We start from the raw sequence: 18,351 nt of genomic DNA, 5'->3' as shown, positions 1-18,351 counted from the left end.
TATATCTGCCAGCTTGTGTGGAGGCGACGTTGGGATACCACCCTGACATCCCCTTTTTCAGGGCCATTGGACATGCCTGGTTTGGGGATAGGCAAGATTCACCGGGTGAGGTATAATGTTACATCATGGCAGAATGTACAACAATTGCAGGTGAAACGGATGCTGGAATACGAACGTGAATTATGGGAGCAAGGGAAGCTTTATATTGCAGGGATGGATGAAGTCGGGCGCGGCTGTTTATTCGGTGATGTGGTAGCTGCCGCGGTTATTTTGCCGCAAGGGCTTGTGCTTGAGGACGTGAACGATTCCAAGCAAATCAGCGAAAAAAAACGGGAGGCACTGTATGAGATCATCATGGAGAAGGCTCTCGCCGTTGGCGTCGGTATTGTCGATGTAGCCACGATCGAAAGAATTAATATTAAGCAGGCGGCACGGCTGGCCATGAAAGAAGCTGTGGAAAAGCTGAATTTGACTCCCGATATGCTGTTGGTGGATGCGGAAAAAGTCGATGTGCCCATAGAGCAGCTTGCGATCATTCACGGAGACGCACGGAGTCAATCGATCGCAGCGGCTTCGATTATCGCAAAAGTGACGCGGGATCGGATGTGCTTCCAATGGGATGTGGAATATCCGGAGTACGGGATCGCTATACATAAAGGTTATGCAACCAAAAAGCACCGGGAGGCCATTCAGGAGTACGGACCTTCACCGATGCATCGAAAGACGTTTCTTAAAAAGATCGTTTATGAGCAGCAGCTGTTGTTTTAGTGAAAGGACGGGAGTGTTTTTCCGATATAAACAATAACCGGAAAAAGAAGCCGGCGGGGAGCGTGCGGACGAACCCAAGCCGGCTTTGCGTTTGAAAGGGGCGGCATCGATGAATATTAGCGGTATGATCCGCGGCTTGATCGGAGAGACGCAATTGTCCGAGCCCAAGTCGCTTGAGCTCAAGGCAGGACAAGTCGTCAAGGGGAAGGTGGTACAGCTCCTGTCCGATAAGGAGGCTTTGGTTCAAATTAACGGTGTACAGGTCCGGGCGCAGCTGGAGGCGCCTTTAAAGCAGGGTGAGGTCACCATGCTTCAAGTTCAGCCTGAATCCTCGGGCGGACAAGTGATGCTAAAGCCCCTGCAATCGTCCACGGTACAGATTGCAGATGTGTCGTTAGGGGATGTATTAAAAGGAATAGGACTTCAAGATACCCCGGCGAACCGGCAGTTGGTCCAAATGCTGCACCAAGCGGGGGTACAGCTGACCAGGGATCATGTCTATGCATTCGTGCAGCTGCGGTCGGGCATGCCGGCGCAGACACCGCCGGAAGACTGGGTACCGGCGGCTGTGATCGCTTTTCAAAAGGGGCTGCCGCTGACGTCGGAGTCAGTGGCTTCCTTACGCCAGGCCGTGCAAGGCCCCCCTTTCCATAAAGCGTTGGAAAACATAAGCCTGCTGGCTCAGCAAGAGCTGGATGGCCGGACGGAGTATTCTCCACAGACCCGTGCGCTGCTGGAAGGCGTGCGCCAATTAGTTCAGCAGCTGCGCGAGACGGCCGGACAGCTGCTCGGCCGGGCCGCTGACGGAGGCGAAGCGGTGCAGGGCGCAAGCAGCAGCGGCGCAGCGGGCGCAGGGGCGCAGCAGGCGGCGGCAGCGCAGGGCGCAAGCGGCAGCGGCGCAGCGGGCGCAGGGGCGCAGCAGGCGGCGGCAGAACAACCTCCAGCCGCGATGGCGCAGGCACAGACATTGTCGGAGCAACAGGAAGACGGGCCGCTGCTGGGGAGACTGATGAAGGCGCTCGGGATGAATCATGAGCATCAGGCGATAAAGCATCTTGAGCAGAATTTGCAGGAGCAGAGATTGCATGCAGGCTCATTGTCCGCGGGCTCGCCGGGGGAGGCGGCCGAAGCGGCCGATTCGTTGAAAAGCGTGCTGATGCAGCTTTCGCAAGCGATGGATGCGCCCCAAGACTTAAAGGATGCTGCTCGGCAGGCGGTTCAGCAAATTACGGGGCAGCAGCTGCTGCTGAGTCAAGATCGGGGCGCCATGTTTTCGCATGTGACGTTGTTTGTCCCGTTGATTCATGCCAACGGAGAGCAGACAGCGGCCATTCACATTCAGTCCCGGAAAGGGAGAAACGGCAGCCTGGACGAGAGCAACTGCCGGCTTGTTTTTGACTTACGGATGAAGGCTTTGGGGGATACCCTGGTCGATGTCCAGGTCGTTAACCGCATCGTCAGTTTACATGTCCATAATGATTTGCCGTTTACTCGGGAGCTTTTGGATGCTCATAAAGACGACATAGCCCAGGGTCTGCATTCGATCGGTTATCAGTTTATTTCCATGAAATGCAGTCCTTATCCCTCCAAGGCGACGGAAAATATCGAATTCTCCGAATCATCGGGCCCGGCGTCGGTGTTAAGGGAAGGCAGCCTGGAGTCCATCTATGCACAACGACGTTATAAAGGTGTGGATATCCGCGTATGACCCAGAAGACACAGGGAATCAAGAAGGCGGTAGCCTTAAAATATGCACCCGATATCTCGGCGGCTCCCAAGCTTATTGCTAAGGGGAAGGGCAGACTTGCCGAGTCCATCATGGAAAAGGCCAGGGAGAACGGTGTACCGATCCAAGAGGATCCCTCTCTTGTTGAGGTATTGTCTAAACTGGATTTGGATCAGGAAATTCCGCCGGAGCTTTACAAGCTTGTAGCTGAGGTGCTGACCTTCATTTACCGTTCTGACCAGAAAGCCAAACAATGGAGGGGGGAAGGCGGTTGACGCAATCGCGGCTGAAACGCAAAGAGCTTGGAGCCGTCGGTGAAGCGGCGGCAGAACAGCGGCTGAAGGAGCAGGGGTTTCGGCTGCTTGCACGCAATTGGCGGTGCAGAACCGGGGAGATCGATATCATAGCCATGGACGGCGAGATCTTGGTATTTGTCGAAGTGCGCACCCGCAGTGGAAGAGGCGCATTCGGAACCCCCCTGGAATCGGTGAATGCCCGGAAGCAAAGGCAAATTATTGAGACGTCGCAGGTTTACATGCATCAGCAGCGGCAGCAGGTCCGGCAGGTCCGCTATGATGTTCTGGCCGTGCAGACGGACCCGACGGGAGTTGTACTGCATATCGAACAAATCCGCAACGCTTTTTAACCCAAGAGCGTGAGCGGATTTATTTTTTTGTCCAAAGCCCGGTATTGCAGCGCCTCGGCGGCATGCTCGGGTAAAACGTCGTCCTTCCCTTCCAAGTCGGCGATCGTACGGGCAATTTTTAAAATCCGGTCATGTGCCCGTACGCTTAACCCCAATACCTCAAAAGAACGCTCCAGCAGCTTTGTCGTCGCCTGGTCGATCCGGACATGCTCCCGCAGCATTTTTCCGCTTAGCTCGCTATTAAACAGGACTCCGGAGCCATGGTATCTGCGAAGCTGAATTTGATGCGCGTGTTCTACAATAGTGCGCATTTCGGTCGATGTCATCTGTTTTTGTTCGGGAGCGAGATGCTTATACTCGATACGAGGAACCTCGACATGAAGGTCGATACGATCGAGCAGCGGACCGGAGATTTTGGAGCGGTAATGTGCTACCTTCACAGGACTGCAAATACAGCCTTGCTGCTCGGTTCCGGCTCCCCAAAAACCGCATGGACACGGATTCATAGAAGCCGCAAGTAAAACATGCGCAGGGAACTTGTATACGGCCCGGGCACGACCGATGGTAACCCACCGGTCTTCCAACGGCTGGCGCAGCACTTCCAATGCAGCTCTGGAAAACTCGGGAAGCTCATCAAGAAAAAGTACGCCGCGATGCGCCAAGCTCACTTCCCCCGGCTTGGGAATGCCTCCGCCTCCGATTAATCCGGCGGCGGAAATCGTATGATGGGGCATGCGAAAAGGCCGTTCGCGGACTAGCTGTCTCCGGTCCGCAAATTTTCCGGAAGCGCTGTAAATTCGGGTCACATCGAGCGATTCCTGTTCATTCATCTCCGGCATGATCGAAGGGAGGCGCTTGGCCAACATGGTTTTGCCTGTGCCCGGCGGACCGATCAGGAGCACATTGTGCATTCCGGCGGCGCATATCATCAAAGCCCGTTTGACATGCTGCTGCCCGTATACATCGGCATAATCCTCTTGAGCGGTTAAAGGCTTTGAATGCAATGCTTGAGATGAACGATCAATGGATTGAATTGCATTCGCCGTATGCACCGGATGGCTGTTCCCGTTGTCCCTTGGATCGGCGACGAGCTCGCTTAAATGCCGGATTCCTACGATCTCACAGCCTTCAAACCACCGGGCTTCTTCCGAATTGTCCTCCGGCAAAACGACACGAGTGATGCCGTGCTCTTTGGCCGACGCGATCATGGACAATACGCCGGGAATCGCCCTGACCGAACCATCCAGGGCAAGTTCGCCGATCAGCAGCGTCTTCATAATGCGCTCCTGCCGGAGTTGTCCGCTGGTGGAAAGAATTCCTGCGGCTATCGCCAAATCGAACGCGGACCCTTCTTTGCGTATATCCGCAGGCGCCAAATTGACCGTGATACGCTGCAGCGGAAAGGTGAATCCGCAGTTTTTAATGGCGGCGCGCACCCGTTCCATCGACTCTTTAATTGCGCTGTCGGGCAGCCCGACGATAGTCATTTGGGGCAAACCGTTGCTCAAATCAACCTCGACATCCACCAATTTGCCATCAATGCCGTGCAAGCATGCGCTGATTACTTTTCCATACATAAATAAAAACACCTTTCCCATCATTTTCATGGCCAAAGGTGCTTCCTTATCCGCTCATGTCTATAGGATTATTGTAGTTCATTTGCCGTTATTAGGCAACCCGGCATAATCTTTCCTTGATTCGGGGTTACACAGCGGATCCCTTGGCCATAATGATACCAGAGGTGATGAAAAATGGAACAAAAACCTTATTTTTGTCCAAATTGCCGTTCCAACCGTGTAAAATTCAGCGTGATTTCAAGCTACTCTCAACGATTTTTGAAGGATGCGATCACCGGTTCCGTACAGGAAGTAAGCGACCCGGAGCAGTTGGAGGAAAGCGAACCGACGATTCAATGCCAGGTATGCAGTTTTACAGGAAATGAGATGCGTTTCATCAAACAAGCGGAGCGTGAGCCCAGAACGGCTACACAGATAAACCCGAACTATTAACAAATTCAATTGAACGCGGCGCATGCTTCCCGTTACGGGAGGTAATGCGCTTTTGTTTTAAATAGGCAAAGCGTTCATAACAGATCCTTGACCTTGGCCGCTAAAGATGTGAGTATTTTGTTGAATCATGTCATAAGGCGAACGTCGGAAATAACTGATACTATCGTGTCTTATAAAAAAGATAAATCGCGTCATTAACAAAAATAATAAGGAAACTGGTCGAAAAAAGTGATACAATAATAAAGGTTTGTCAATCCGGACATGCTAGGGTTTGGCAGACGGATGTTTGTAGCGGTTGGCTTTTACCGGAAAAGGCAAAGGCTAATACCATATAGGAAGTCATTCATGATAGGAGGATTTTGCTAAATGAATATCCATGAGTATCAAGGCAAAGAAGTGCTGAAGCAGTACGGGGTTGCCGTACCGGAAGGGAAAGTTGCTTTTACGGTGGACGAGGCCGTTGAAGCGGCAAAATCGTTGGGTACGTCCGTAGTAGTGGTGAAGGCGCAAATTCATGCCGGCGGCCGCGGTAAGGCAGGCGGGGTTAAGGTAGCCAAAAACCTCGATGAAGTCCGTACATATGCTAGTGAAATTTTAGGTAAAGTTCTCGTTACGCATCAAACAGGACCTGAAGGTAAAGAAGTTAAGCGTTTGTTGATCGAGCAGGGCTGCGACATTAAGAAAGAATATTATGTCGGCGTTGTGGTTGACCGCGGTACAGGCCGTGTCGTCATGATGGCTTCCGAAGAAGGCGGCACCGAGATTGAAGAAGTAGCTGCCCGCACTCCTGAGAAAATTTTCAAGGAAGTAATCGACCCGGCTATCGGTTTGCAAGCGTTTCAAGCGCGCAAGCTGGCTTATGCCATCAATATTCCGAACGAGCTTGTCAATAAAGCCGTGAAGTTTATGATCGCGCTCTATAACGCATTTGTAGATAAGGATTGCTCCATTGCCGAGATCAATCCGCTCGTTGTTACGGGCGACGGTAATGTAATGGCGCTCGACGCGAAGCTGAACTTTGATTCCAACGCGCTGTACCGCCACAAAGATATTGTGGAGCTTCGCGATTTGGAAGAAGAAGACGAGAAGGAAATCGAAGCCTCCAAGTATGATTTGAGCTACATCGCGCTTGACGGCAACATCGGCTGCATGGTTAACGGCGCAGGTCTGGCTATGGCTACCATGGATATCATCAAATATTACGGTGGAGAACCGGCCAACTTCCTCGATGTAGGGGGCGGTGCAACGACGGAGAAAGTAACGGAAGCCTTCAAAATCATTCTTTCCGACCCAAGTGTAAAAGGAATCTTCGTTAACATTTTCGGCGGAATCATGAAATGCGACGTCATTGCCAACGGTGTCGTCGAAGCCGCCAAGCAAGTAAGTCTTGACAAGCCGCTTGTTGTGCGTCTGGAAGGTACGAACGTAGACCTCGGCAAAAAGATTTTGAATGAATCCGGACTGAACATCGTAGCTGCCGACTCGATGGCGGACGGCGCCCAGAAGATCGTTGCTCTCGTGAAATAATTGCGGGTTTCCATTTGACTTTTTTCTTCAATAATATTAAGGGATGTGAACATAGATCATGAGTATTTTGGTCGATAAAAATACAAAAGTCATTACACAAGGGATTACCGGTTCCGTAGGGATGTTCCATACAAAGGGCGGACTTGATTACGGCACACAAATGGTAGGCGGCGTCACTCCAGGCAAAGGCGGCACAAACGTCGACATCGCGCTGGAAAACGGTACAACCGTCTCGATTCCTGTATTCAACACGGTAGCTGAGGCAAAAGCGGCAACAGGTGCAACCGCGTCCGTTATTTACGTTCCGCCGGCTTTCGCGGCAGATGCGATCATGGAAGCCGTTGATGCTGAGCTGGACCTGGTCATCTGCATTACAGAAGGCATTCCTGTTCTCGACATGGTTAAGGTAAAGCGTTATATGGAAGGCAAGAAGTCCCGTTTGATCGGACCAAACTGCCCTGGCGTCATTACTCCGGGCGAATGCAAAATCGGTATTATGCCCGGCTATATCCACACTCCTGGTCATGTCGGCGTCGTTTCCCGAAGCGGAACACTGACTTACGAAGCCGTTCATCAACTGTCTACACGCGGCATCGGTCAATCGTCGGCCGTTGGTATCGGCGGAGACCCCGTGAAGGGCTCGGAGTTTATCGATATCCTCAAGCTGTTCAATGAAGATCCGGACACCTATGCGGTGATCATGATCGGTGAAATCGGCGGCTCCGCAGAAGAAGAAGCGGCCGAGTGGATTGCAGCCAACATGAAAAAACCGGTGGTCGGCTTCATCGGCGGACAAACGGCGCCTCCTGGAAAACGTATGGGCCATGCCGGCGCGATCATCTCCGGCGGTAAAGGCACGGCAGCAGAGAAAGTCGCAACGCTGGAACGCTGCGGCATTAAAGTAGCTCCGACCCCTTCCGAGATGGGTTCCACCCTGGTCAGTGTTTTGGAAGAAAAAGGCCTGCTTGAGAAATGCATCACTAAAAAGTAAGCCATTCATAAAGTCGTATTGAGATAGGCAAGAAGCCTTTCATATCCGTGTATTCAGCGGATTTGAGAGGCTTTTTTGCATCTGAGCGAAGGAGTGTATATACTATATGAACAACCGCCTCGTGCTGTTTGCGCTGCATCAAATGCAGGGTATAGGCTGGAAAACCGTCGCTGGCCTTGTGCGGCAGTTTCCTGAACTGAGTGATATCATGATGCTGAAATATGTGGATTGGCTGGAGCTGGGTCTTACTCCGGTCCGCTCCGAACAGGTGATAAAAGGGATGCGGGAGCTTGAATCCGGACAAATGGACAGGAAGCTCAAGCTTTACGAAGACCGGCAGATTGGATGGACTTGTCTGTGGGATGCAGATTATCCCGGGCTGCTGAGGGAGACGGCTGCACCGCCATGGATCCTGTATTACCGCGGCCGTCTTGAATTGGCTCATCGACCGTGTATTGCCATGGTCGGAACGCGTAATCCTACAGCCTATGGTAAAGTCACGGCACAGCGGCTATCCGCATCGCTCTCGTCGGCGGGTTTGTGTGTGGTCAGCGGATTAGCCCGTGGAATAGACAGTGCGGCCCATGAAGGAGCCCTGAGGGAGGCGGGCGGCACGATCGGGGTGCTAGGATGCGGCATGGAACAGGTGTATCCGCCTGAAAACAAGCTGCTTTATCGAAGAATATCAGAGGACGGCCTGCTTCTGTCGGAATATCCGCTTGGCACCAAGCCCCGCCCGGGACTGTTTCCGCAGCGCAATCGGATCATCGCAGGATTAAGTCTTGGCGTGGTCGTCGTCGAAGCGGCGCTGAACAGCGGTTCGCTGATCACAGCGGACTTGGCGTTGGAAGCCTCTCGCGACGTGTTCGCTGTTCCAGGGCCGATTACTTCTCCCAAAAGTCAGGGGACCCTCCATTGGCTGAAGCTTGGAGCCAAGCTGGTTACCGGTCCTGAAGATATATTGGAGGAGTACAGAGTCCGGATATCCTTTGACCAAAAAACAAACATTAAACCTATGGTGGATACGGGATCGGTTTTGCCTGCGGATGAGCAGCGGATTTACGATTTGCTCAGCTTAAAACCGATGAATATTGAAGAATTATTGGCGCAAAGTCAATATAAATTTGGACATTTGCATTCAGTTCTGATAAATTTACTAATGATGCAGCGAATCGTCGAGCTTCCAGGTTCAGTCTACACAGTACCTTGATGATCATACATATTTCATTTGTCGAAGGGGGAAGGACACCTATGGCCGATTCGTTAGTCATTGTGGAGTCACCCGCAAAAGCCAAAACGATCAGCAAATATTTAGGAAGTAAATATATTGTTAAGGCCTCCATGGGTCATATTCGCGATCTGCCTAAAAGTCAGATCGGGGTTGAAGTCAAAAAAAACTTTGAGCCGAAGTATATTACGATCCGGGGCAAGGGATCTGTTCTCAAAGAGTTGAAGGATGCCAGAAAAAAAGTCAAAAAAGTATATCTGGCAGCGGACCCTGACCGTGAAGGGGAAGCCATCGCCTGGCATTTGGCGCATTATTTGGAACTGTCCGACCAGGAGGATTGCCGTGTCGTTTTTAACGAGATCACGAAACAAGCGGTAAAGGATGCTTTCAAGACGCCGCGCAAAATCAATAAGGATTTGGTTAACGCCCAGCAGGCGCGGCGCATTCTGGACCGGCTTGTCGGCTACAAAATCAGTCCGCTCTTATGGAAAAAGGTAAAGAAAGGACTGTCCGCCGGTCGGGTACAGTCGGTTGCCGTGAAGCTGATCTACGACCGTGAAAATGAGATTAAAGCGTTCGTTCCGGAGGAATATTGGTCGATAACCGCCAAGCTCGCTGCCGGAAAAGCGGAGTTTGAGGCGAAATTTTTCAGCAGCGGCGAGAAAAAGGAATTGAAGACCGAGGCCGAAGTCAACGAAATCCTCGCCGCATTAAACAAATCCGAGTTTGTTGTAAGCGAGGTCAGGGAGAAGGAGCGCCAGCGCAATCCTTCCCCTCCGTTCATTACCAGTTCGCTACAGCAGGAAGCCGCCCGGAAATTGAACTTCCGCGCCGCGAAGACGATGTCCGTAGCTCAGCAATTATATGAAGGAATCGATTTGGGCAGCGAAGGAACGGTCGGTTTGATCACCTATATGCGTACGGATTCTACCCGGATTTCACCAGTGGCGCAGGAAGAAGCCAGGGAATACATCCTGCAAAAATATGGGGAAGCCTACTATCCTGAAACGCCGCGCAGTTACTTGAAAAAGAATGCCAACGCGCAGGATGCCCATGAAGCGATCCGACCAAGCTCCGTCCTGCGTGAACCGGATCAGATCAAGGAGTATCTAAGCCGTGATCAACTCCGGCTGTATAAGCTGATATGGGAACGGTTTGTGGCGAGCCAAATGGCTTCCGCCGTGATGGACACGATGACGGTCGATCTGACTGCAGGTCCGGTCGTATTCCGCGCCGTTGGCTCTAAAATCAAATTTCCAGGCTTTATGAAGGTATATGTCGAAGGAAGTGACGATGCCGCAGCGGATAGCGGGGACGAAGAAAAATTGCTGCCGCCGCTTAAACAAGGAGATCATGTGATTAAAAAGCAGATCGACCCGAAGCAGCATTTTACACAGCCTCCTCCCCGTTATACCGAGGCGCGTTTGGTCAAGGCACTGGAGGAAATGGGCATCGGCAGACCCAGTACGTATGCGCCGACACTGGAGACGATTCAAAAGCGCGGCTACGTTGCCATCGAGGACAAAAAATTCGTGCCTACGGAGCTCGGTGAGCTCGTGATTCAGCAAATGATTGAATTTTTCCCTGAAATTTTGGACGTGGAATTTACGGCTCAAATGGAGGAGGATCTCGATCATATCGAGGAAGGCAAGGAAGATTGGGTTCAGGTGCTCAGCGAATTTTACGAGTCGTTTGAGAAGCGGTTGGAAGTAGCGGAGGAAGAGATGGAGAAGGTGGAAATCCAGGACGAGGTTTCCGATGATATTTGCGAGAAATGCGGTAATCATTTTGTTTACAAAATGGGACGCTTTGGCAAATTTCTGGCTTGCTCCGGTTTTCCTGATTGCCGCAACACCAAGCCGATCGTTAAAAATACCGGCGTGACTTGTCCCGGTTGTCATAAAGGTCAGATTATTGAACGCAGGAGCAAAAAAGGCCGGATATTTTATGGCTGCGACCGTTATCCCGATTGTGAATTTGTTTCCTGGGATAAGCCGGTGGACCGCCCTTGTCCAAAGTGCGGAAGCATGCTGGTGGAGAAGCGTAACAAATCAGGCACCTTTATTCAATGCGTCGCCTGTGACTATAGAGAAGAAGCGAAGGAAGAGCAGGATCGCGATTAATCCTGCTCTTATATCGGCTTTGTGCAGAAAGCCACGAGGAGGAACACAGCAGTGACTGAAGTACCGAAAGTGACCGTGATCGGCGCCGGGCTTGCAGGCAGCGAGGCCGCATGGCAAATTGCAAGCCACGGCGTTCCGGTCGTGTTATACGAAATGCGTCCGGTAAAAAAAACACCGGCTCACATCTCCGATCAATTCGCTGAACTGGTTTGCAGCAATTCGCTGCGCGCGAACGGCCTGACGAATGCCGTCGGGGTATTAAAGGAAGAAATGCGGATATTGAACTCCCTGATTCTGCGTGCTGCCGACAAGCATGCTGTGCCTGCGGGAGGAGCGTTAGCGGTTGACCGGGAAGGCTTTTCCGGAGAAGTGACCGCAATACTGCGCAACCATCCGCTGATCGAAGTCCGTAACGAAGAGCTGGAATCGCTGCCGGAAGGCATCGTGGTCGTCGCGACCGGTCCGCTGACGTCGCCTGCTTTGTCGAAGCATTTGCAGGAGCTTACGGGAGAAGAGTATCTGTATTTTTACGATGCGGCCGCGCCGATTGTGGAAAAAGATTCCATCGATATGAGCAAGGTGTATCTTGCTTCCCGTTACGATAAGGGCGAGGCGGCCTACTTAAACTGTCCGATGACCGAAGAAGAATTTAACCGTTTCTACGAAGCTCTGATCACGGCAGAGAGTGCACCGGTCAAGGAATTTGAAAAGGAAATTTATTTCGAAGGCTGCATGCCGATCGAGGTGATGGCAAAGCGGGGGCGGCAAACCGTGCTGTTCGGACCGATGAAGCCCGTTGGACTGGTGAATCCGCACACGGGTGAGCTGCCCTTTGCCGTCGTCCAGCTGAGGCAGGATAACGCGGCCGGGACGCTTTACAACCTGGTAGGCTTCCAAACCCATTTGAAATGGGGCGAGCAAAAGCGGGTGTTCTCGCTCATCCCGGGTTTGGAAAATGCGGAATTTGTGCGGTATGGAGTCATGCATAGAAATACGTTTATTAATTCTCCAAGCCTGCTTCATCCGACATACCAATTCAAAAGGCGGGATAATTTATTTTTTGCCGGTCAAATGACGGGCGTGGAAGGGTATGTAGAATCCGCGGCGTCCGGTCTGATCGCAGGGTTGAATGCGGCCAGGTACGCAAAAGGGCTGGAGTGCCTTGTGCCACCGCCGGATACGGCTCTGGGAAGTATGGCACAGTACATTACGACCGCCGACTTTAAGCATTTTCAACCGATGAATGCCAATTTCGGCTTATTTCCTCCGCTAGAGGAGAAAATCAAAAACAAGAAGCTCAAAAATGAGAAAATCGCCTTAAGAGCAATTGAGAAAATTCAGAATTTTTCACAAAACATATACAATTCGACTTGTAAATAAAACATGTACTATGGTACGATATACCCGTCTATATTGCTCTGTCTAAGTGTATACACCGGAATTACCATCAAACTAAGCTTGAAACAGCTTAGTTTTCGTCATGATTGGAGGAGAATTGGCGATTATGGAGCAAACGTTTCACGCTACGACGATCTTTGCTATCAGACATCAGGGCAAGGGAGCCATTGCCGGTGACGGTCAAGTGACGTTCGGTAATAGTATGGTGATGAAGAATCATGCCAAAAAGGTTCGAAGGCTTTATCGCGGAGGAGTCATCGCCGGCTTTGCAGGTTCTGTCGCCGATGCGATCACACTGTTTGAAAAGTTTGAGGCGAAGCTGGAGGAGCATCATGGGAATCTTCAGCGTTCCGCCGTGGAACTGGCCAAGGATTGGCGCTCGGATCGGGTGCTCCGCCGTTTGGAAGCCATGATGGTCGTGATGGACCGCACCGGCTTGCTGCTCATTTCCGGCAATGGAGAAATCATTGAGCCCGACGATGGTATTCTGGCAATCGGATCCGGCGGCAGCTTTGCTCTTGCAGCGGGGAGGGCACTTCACCGCTATGCGCCGCAGATGAGCGCTAAGGAGATTGCTCATGCGTCACTAACGATGGCCGCAGAAATTTGCGTATTTACGAACCATAACATCATTGTAGAAGAGATCGAATGATTCCAAGGAGGTTATGACACTTGAAATCGAACGCTTTGACCCCCAAAGAAATCGTAGCCGAACTGGATAAGTATATCGTCGGGCAAAAGCAGGCGAAAAAATCAGTTGCCGTCGCTCTTCGCAACCGGTATCGCAGAAGTCTGCTCGACGAGTCGATTCGTGATGAAATTGTGCCGAAAAACATCCTCATGATTGGACCTACCGGTGTAGGGAAGACGGAAATTGCCCGCAGGCTGGCTAAGCTCGTTGGGGCGCCTTTTATTAAAGTGGAAGCGACGAAATTCACCGAAGTAGGATACGTGGGCCGGGATGTGGAATCGATGGTCCGGGATTTGGTGGAAACATCGATTCGAATGGTAAAAGCGGAAAAAGCGGATAAGCTCAAGGATCGTGCCGAGCAAATGGTCGTCGACCGGCTGGCTTCCATTTTGGTGCCCAGTCCTTCCAAGCAGCGCAGTCAACGGAATCCGCTGGAGATGATCTTCGGTCAGCAGAATGCCGCGCAGCCGGAACAGGAGCAGGAAACCGACGCTTCCGTTCTTTCACGCAGACAGCAGGTCAAGGAGCAGCTGCTTAGAGGCGAGCTTGAAAATCAGGTGATTGAAATTGAAGTGGAGGACAATACCCCCTCCATGTTTGACATGCTGGCGGGGCAGGGTAATGAACAGGCCGGCATGAATATGCAAGAGCTGTTCGGAAGCCTGATGCCCAAACGAACCAAGAAGCGGAAGCTGCCTGTGAAAGAAGCGCGCAAGGTGCTGCTGCAGGAAGAAGCGCATAAGCTGCTCGATATGGATGAAGTCATACAGGAAGCGGTAAAACGCGCAGAGCAGGCCGGCATCATATTTATTGACGAAATTGACAAGATTTGCAGTTCCAGCAGAGGGAGCGGACCCGATGTATCCCGGGAAGGGGTGCAGCGCGACATTCTTCCGATCGTGGAAGGTTCCACGGTGATGACAAAATACGGTTCTGTCAAAACGGATTATATTTTGTTTGTAGCGGCAGGCGCGTTTCACATTGCCAAACCTTCGGATTTGATTCCCGAGCTGCAGGGGCGCTTTCCGATTAGGGTTGAGCTTAACAGCTTGACGCAGCAAGATTTTGTGTTGATTCTGAAGGAGCCTCAGAATGCGCTGACAAAACAATACACAGCTCTGCTTGAAACCGAAGGGATTCAAGTGGAGTTTTCCGATGAGGCCATTCATGAGATCGCCCGAATCGCTGCAGACGTGAATCAAAGCACGGATAATATCGGGGCTCGCCGGCTGCATACGATTTTGGAGAAGCTGTTGGAGGATTTGTCCTTTGAAGCGCCAGAAATAACGCTTGAGAGAATCGTCATCTCTCCCGAGTATGTGAGGGAAAAACTGTCTGGTATCGTACAAAACAGAGACCTCAGCCAATATATTTTGTAATCGCTCAAGTTGGAGGCAAGATCATGACATTGTTAATGAAGACCAGAAGGCTAAACAAGCTGCTGCAGAAGGAGGCTGGGAATCCGGTAAGCTTCATGGATATGGCCGCGGTGCTCAGTGACCTGCTGAATGCCGATATTTATGTGGTTAGCCGGAAGGGTAAGGTGCTTGGCAGCGCGTACTTATCTTCAGCCCAGGATATCCTGGTAAACAGCTCTGTCCTGCAGGAAAACAGGTTTCCGCCGGAGTACAACCAACTGCTTTTGAAAGTGGACGAAACCTCTTCCAATCTGGCCGCCGGCAGTCCTTTCGACGTATTTGGCGACCATTCCGCGGACGCGTCATTCTATATTACGATTGTTCCGATCATTGGCGGAGGAGATCGACTGGGAACGCTTATTCTAACCAAGAGAGACGGCGAGTTTATCGACGACGACCTCATTTTGGCGGAGTACGGGTCCACTGTGGTTGCCATGGAAATTTTGAGAGAAAAAGCGGAACAAATTGAGATCGAGGCGCGTTCAAAGGCGGTAGTTCAAGTGGCGGTCGGCTCTTTGTCATTTAGCGAGATGGAGGCGGTTGAACACATTTTTGAGCAGCTGGAGGGGATGGAAGGTCTTCTCGTTGCCAGTAAAATTGCAGATCGTGTCGGAATTACCCGTTCGGTCATTGTGAACGCGCTCCGCAAACTGGAAAGCGCGGGAGTGATTGAAACTCGTTCGCTCGGCATGAAGGGTACCTACATCCGGGTGTTGAACGATCAACTGCTAAGCACGATTCAAAGTGCAGAATCCTGACACATTTATGTCTTTTTTGTAAATATTTAAGAAATGGTGGCCCTATATGAAAATATAGGGCTTTTTTCTCATTGTAATCATTTCCAAAATTCTTCAATATAAATATAGTCCTACACAAGTGCAAATTATCCCAGCACTGCTATATTTTTTTGAAGAAAATGTCGAACAAAGGAGGATTTGTTCTAGCCTTGTTGAATAATTAGAAAATCAGATCATTGCGGGAAAGTGGGAAATTGTCCATGAATATCTTGAGTAAACCCTCGTTCCGACTGCTGGAACAATCTCTCAATGCAGCTACACTTCGACAGAAAGTGATAGCGGATAATGTCGCAAATGTTGACACGCCCTATTTTAAACGATCGGAAGTCCGGTTTGAGGAGCTTCTACAGCAGGAGTTGAATGGCGGCGAATTGCAGGGCTATCGAACGGATCCTAGGCATTTTTACATAGGTCGTTCTTCAGATCCTCGGCCGCAGATTGTTCGTGATAACCAATCGATGATCAATAACAATTTGAACAATGTGGATATTGATTATGAAATGGCGCTTATGGCCAAAAATCAGCTTCGGTACAATACGATGGTACAGCAGGTGAGCAGCGAGATTAATAAGGTCAGGACGGCTATAGGGAGGATGTAACGGATGAAGCTGACCAACGGATTTGATATTAGCGCTTCCGCTCTGACGGCGCAGCGTTTTCGCATGGATGTCATTTCGTCCAATATTGCCAACAGCGATTCGACAAGAGCAAGGATGGTCAACGGCAAATGGGTTCCTTACCAACGCAAGCTCGTTACGATAGAACCGAAGCAGTCTAACTTTGCGGAGTCGCTTCAGAATGCTATGGCCGGTCAAGCAGGCGGAGCAGGAGAAGGAGTACGCGTTACCAGAATCATTGAAGATACTTCTCCCTTTAAGCAGGTCTACAATCCGACACATCCGGATGCCGACGAGAACGGTTTTGTCATGCTGCCGAATGTTGACGTGCTTAAAGAAATGGTCGATATGATTTCCGCCACCCGTTCATACGAAGCGAATGTAACGGCTCTGAACGCTACTAAAGCCATGGTCGGTAAAGCGTTGGAAATCGGAAGATAAATACATAAAAGGGGCTAGTTAAAATGATTGACTTCGTTAATGTACAGCCGCAGAAAATCACGGAAAGCATTCAGCCCAAGAACATAAGCGCTGCAGAAGTATCTGATCAGTTTGGAAAGTTTTTAAATGAGGCGATGGCTAATTTAAACGACCAACAAGCTGCGGTCGACAAACTGAACGAAGGGTTCGTTAAAGGGGAAATTTCCGACGTCCACCAATTGATGATCGCTTCACAGAAAGCTTCCTTGGGATTGGAATTGACAGTACAAGTGAGGAACAAGGTCATTGAAGCTTATCAAGAGATCATGAGAATGCAGGTCTGATCTGATCTTGATCTTGATAAATTCTGGTGACGGTCAATCGGATGGGGTGAAACAGTGAACGAGAACCTACTCCAATATTGGAATAGAGCGAAGCAATATTGGACTCAGTTTAGCAAAACGCAGAAATTAACATTAATCGCAACTGTGATTATTGTCATACTTACGATTGGAATCATCAGTTATAATTTATCCAAAACGGAATATGCTCTTGCTTATACGAATTTGCAGCCGAGCGATGCGGCAGCGATCAAAGCGTATTTGGACGAGGCCAAGATTCCTTACCAGCTTAGTGAAGACGGGAAGAGCATCGGAGTCCCGAGAAGCCAGGTGGCCGATGTTAAATTAGGCGTTGAGTCCCAGGGGCTGAACAAGAATGGCAACATCGGCTATGGCTCCTTCAACCAAAGCAGCACGTTTGGGACGACGGACCGGGAATTTGACGTCAAGTACCTGAATGCAGTTCAAGGCGAACTTCAGCAGTTGATCAATTCCAACACGGCCATTAATAGTTCAAAAGTACTAATTAATTTGCCGAAGGAAAGCGTCTTTCTGCCTGCCGGCGGAGAACCGGAGAAAGCATCCGCCTCGGTTGTGCTGGATATCAAGCCGGGGTACTCGCTGGATCAGGCCAAGATCGATACGATGTACAATCTGGTTTCCCACAGCATCAAAGATTTGCCTATTGAAAATATTACTATTTCCGATCAGAACGGTAATTTGCTTGAATATTCCAAAGGCCAGAATCAAATCAACAATGCATCGAACATGGCCATGCAGCAGTTTGAAATTAATAACAAATTCCGAAATGACGTACAGCGGAATGTTCAACAAATGCTCGGAGGAATCCTCGGCAGAGATAAAGTGATCGTCAGTGTCTTCTCGACGATGAATTTTGATCAGACCAGACGTAAGGAACAATTGGTAACCGCCCCGAACACGGTAGATCAAACCGGTCTGGACATCTCCATTCAGGAGATTCAGAAAAATTATACAAGCGACGGTGCTCAGCAGGGCGGGGTGCCGGGAACGGGAGCAACGGACGTGCCGGGTTATCCGGGCACCGCCAATAACGGAAGAACCAATTCCGAGGAGCTTCAAAGAACGGTCAACCGCGAGGTCAATCGAATTACGAACGAAATTGTACTCACGCCTTATGTTGTCAAGGATTTAACCATCAATGTGGGCATTGAACCTCCAGACCCGCTGGATATCAATTCATTGACTCCGCAGACGATTGAAGCTGTCCGACAAATCCTGGTGAACATAGTCCGGGCCGCATTGGCGGATAGCGGAACCGCGTTTACGGAAGAAGAATTGGCCAGGAAAGTCACCGTGTTCCCCCAAACGTTCGCTAGAACGAACGATAATCAGGGGGTAAACGCGAATTCGATGCTGCTTTACGGTGCTCTTGGCGGCTTGGCCCTTGCATTGCTCGGGGGCGGCGCTTACTGGTGGATACGCAGACGCAGAGCCCAGCAAGAGGTTGACGAAGAGATTGTGGACGAAACACCAAAAGTGGAGTTTCCGACGATTGATATCGATAATGTAAACAATGAAAATCAGGTGCGTAAACAGTTAGAGCAGTTAGCCAAGAGGAAGCCGGAAGAGTTTGTTAATCTGCTTCGTACTTGGTTAGTAGAAGAATAGA

The 18,351-nt window shown here is 50.5% G+C and carries 18 protein-coding genes; 17 read left to right on the top strand and 1 reads right to left on the bottom strand.

The genetic code is table 11. The annotated features are described in order from the left end of the window. Positions 1–72 precede the first annotated feature (72 nt). The 4 genes from NR121_RS01580 (at position 73) to NR121_RS01565 (ending at position 3,140) form a co-directional block, all read left to right on the top strand. The gene (locus NR121_RS01580) at positions 73–768 is read left to right on the top strand and encodes a ribonuclease HII (protein WP_256830262.1); all 696 of its coding nucleotides are present in this window, start codon (positions 73–75) and stop codon (positions 766–768) included. A gap of 109 nt (positions 769–877) precedes the next feature. Further along, complete coding sequence (locus tag NR121_RS01575) at positions 878–2,476, top strand: hypothetical protein (RefSeq protein ID WP_256830260.1); 1,599 nt, start codon at positions 878–880, stop codon at positions 2,474–2,476. Continuing rightward, positions 2,473–2,769, top strand: a complete 297-nt coding sequence (locus tag NR121_RS01570) for an EscU/YscU/HrcU family type III secretion system export apparatus switch protein (RefSeq protein ID WP_054820183.1) — start codon at positions 2,473–2,475, stop codon at positions 2,767–2,769. The genes NR121_RS01575 and NR121_RS01570 overlap by 4 nt, the downstream gene beginning before the upstream one ends. Beyond that, positions 2,766–3,140 (top strand): YraN family protein, encoded by a 375-nt coding sequence (locus NR121_RS01565; protein WP_235594267.1) that lies wholly within the window; start codon positions 2,766–2,768, stop codon positions 3,138–3,140. Before NR121_RS01570 ends, NR121_RS01565 begins: the two co-directional genes overlap by 4 nt. Here the strand turns inward: NR121_RS01565 and NR121_RS01560 are convergent. After that, complete coding sequence (locus NR121_RS01560) at positions 3,137–4,717, bottom strand: YifB family Mg chelatase-like AAA ATPase (RefSeq protein WP_074728487.1); 1,581 nt, start codon at positions 4,715–4,717, stop codon at positions 3,137–3,139. The two genes, NR121_RS01565 and NR121_RS01560, sit on opposite strands and share 4 nt — an antisense overlap. Before the next feature lie 174 nt (positions 4,718–4,891). Between NR121_RS01560 and NR121_RS01555 the strand changes: the two genes are divergently transcribed. The 13 genes from NR121_RS01555 (at position 4,892) to fliF (ending at position 18,350) form a co-directional block, all read left to right on the top strand. Further along, entirely contained in the window at positions 4,892–5,149 is a 258-nt protein-coding gene (locus tag NR121_RS01555) for a hypothetical protein (protein WP_054820182.1), read from the top strand. A gap of 366 nt (positions 5,150–5,515) precedes the next feature. Then, the gene (gene sucC, locus NR121_RS01550) at positions 5,516–6,676 is read left to right on the top strand and encodes an ADP-forming succinate--CoA ligase subunit beta (RefSeq protein WP_062407934.1); all 1,161 of its coding nucleotides are present in this window, start codon (positions 5,516–5,518) and stop codon (positions 6,674–6,676) included. A gap of 58 nt (positions 6,677–6,734) precedes the next feature. Further along, on the top strand, positions 6,735–7,667 hold the full coding sequence (sucD, locus tag NR121_RS01545; protein ID WP_062407936.1) for a succinate--CoA ligase subunit alpha: 933 nt from the start codon (positions 6,735–6,737) through the stop codon (positions 7,665–7,667). 106 nt (positions 7,668–7,773) lie between these two features. Then, on the top strand, positions 7,774–8,877 hold the full coding sequence (gene dprA, locus NR121_RS01540) for a DNA-processing protein DprA (RefSeq protein WP_062407938.1): 1,104 nt from the start codon (positions 7,774–7,776) through the stop codon (positions 8,875–8,877). Between the two features lie 41 nt (positions 8,878–8,918). Next, positions 8,919–11,018 carry a type I DNA topoisomerase gene (gene topA / locus NR121_RS01535; protein WP_062407940.1) on the top strand — a complete coding sequence of 700 codons (2,100 nt, stop codon included), beginning with the start codon at positions 8,919–8,921 and terminating at the stop codon, positions 11,016–11,018. Positions 11,019–11,069: 51 nt separating this feature from the next. After that, positions 11,070–12,398 (top strand): FADH(2)-oxidizing methylenetetrahydrofolate--tRNA-(uracil(54)-C(5))-methyltransferase TrmFO, encoded by a 1,329-nt coding sequence (trmFO, locus tag NR121_RS01530; protein ID WP_062407942.1) that lies wholly within the window; start codon positions 11,070–11,072, stop codon positions 12,396–12,398. 124 nt (positions 12,399–12,522) lie between these two features. Further along, the gene (hslV, locus tag NR121_RS01525) at positions 12,523–13,068 is read left to right on the top strand and encodes an ATP-dependent protease subunit HslV (protein WP_062407945.1); all 546 of its coding nucleotides are present in this window, start codon (positions 12,523–12,525) and stop codon (positions 13,066–13,068) included. 20 nt (positions 13,069–13,088) lie between these two features. Next, a complete protein-coding gene (gene hslU, locus NR121_RS01520; RefSeq protein ID WP_054818878.1) occupies positions 13,089–14,486 on the top strand; it encodes an ATP-dependent protease ATPase subunit HslU in 1,398 nt (465 codons plus the stop codon). Between the two features lie 23 nt (positions 14,487–14,509). Continuing rightward, positions 14,510–15,283 carry a GTP-sensing pleiotropic transcriptional regulator CodY gene (gene codY, locus NR121_RS01515; protein ID WP_062407947.1) on the top strand — a complete coding sequence of 258 codons (774 nt, stop codon included), beginning with the start codon at positions 14,510–14,512 and terminating at the stop codon, positions 15,281–15,283. Between the two features lie 239 nt (positions 15,284–15,522). Then, a complete protein-coding gene (gene flgB / locus NR121_RS01510; protein WP_054818879.1) occupies positions 15,523–15,921 on the top strand; it encodes a flagellar basal body rod protein FlgB in 399 nt (132 codons plus the stop codon). Between the two features lie 3 nt (positions 15,922–15,924). After that, the gene (gene flgC, locus NR121_RS01505) at positions 15,925–16,380 is read left to right on the top strand and encodes a flagellar basal body rod protein FlgC (RefSeq protein WP_054818880.1); all 456 of its coding nucleotides are present in this window, start codon (positions 15,925–15,927) and stop codon (positions 16,378–16,380) included. Between the two features lie 23 nt (positions 16,381–16,403). After that, complete coding sequence (gene fliE, locus NR121_RS01500; protein WP_062407951.1) at positions 16,404–16,703, top strand: flagellar hook-basal body complex protein FliE; 300 nt, start codon at positions 16,404–16,406, stop codon at positions 16,701–16,703. A 54-nt stretch (positions 16,704–16,757) separates the two neighbouring features. Then, positions 16,758–18,350: a flagellar basal-body MS-ring/collar protein FliF gene (gene fliF, locus NR121_RS01495; RefSeq protein ID WP_054818881.1), complete on the top strand. Its 1,593-nt coding sequence runs from the start codon at positions 16,758–16,760 to the stop codon at positions 18,348–18,350. Position 18,351: the final 1 nt, after the last annotated feature.

Source organism: Paenibacillus sp. Pae15, from assembly GCF_024519685.1.
Taxonomy (GTDB): domain Bacteria; phylum Bacillota; class Bacilli; order Paenibacillales; family NBRC-103111; genus Paenibacillus_G; species Paenibacillus_G naphthalenovorans.
The sequence above is the reverse complement of the archived record's forward strand: the minus strand, read 5'-3'. Positions and strand labels throughout refer to the sequence as shown.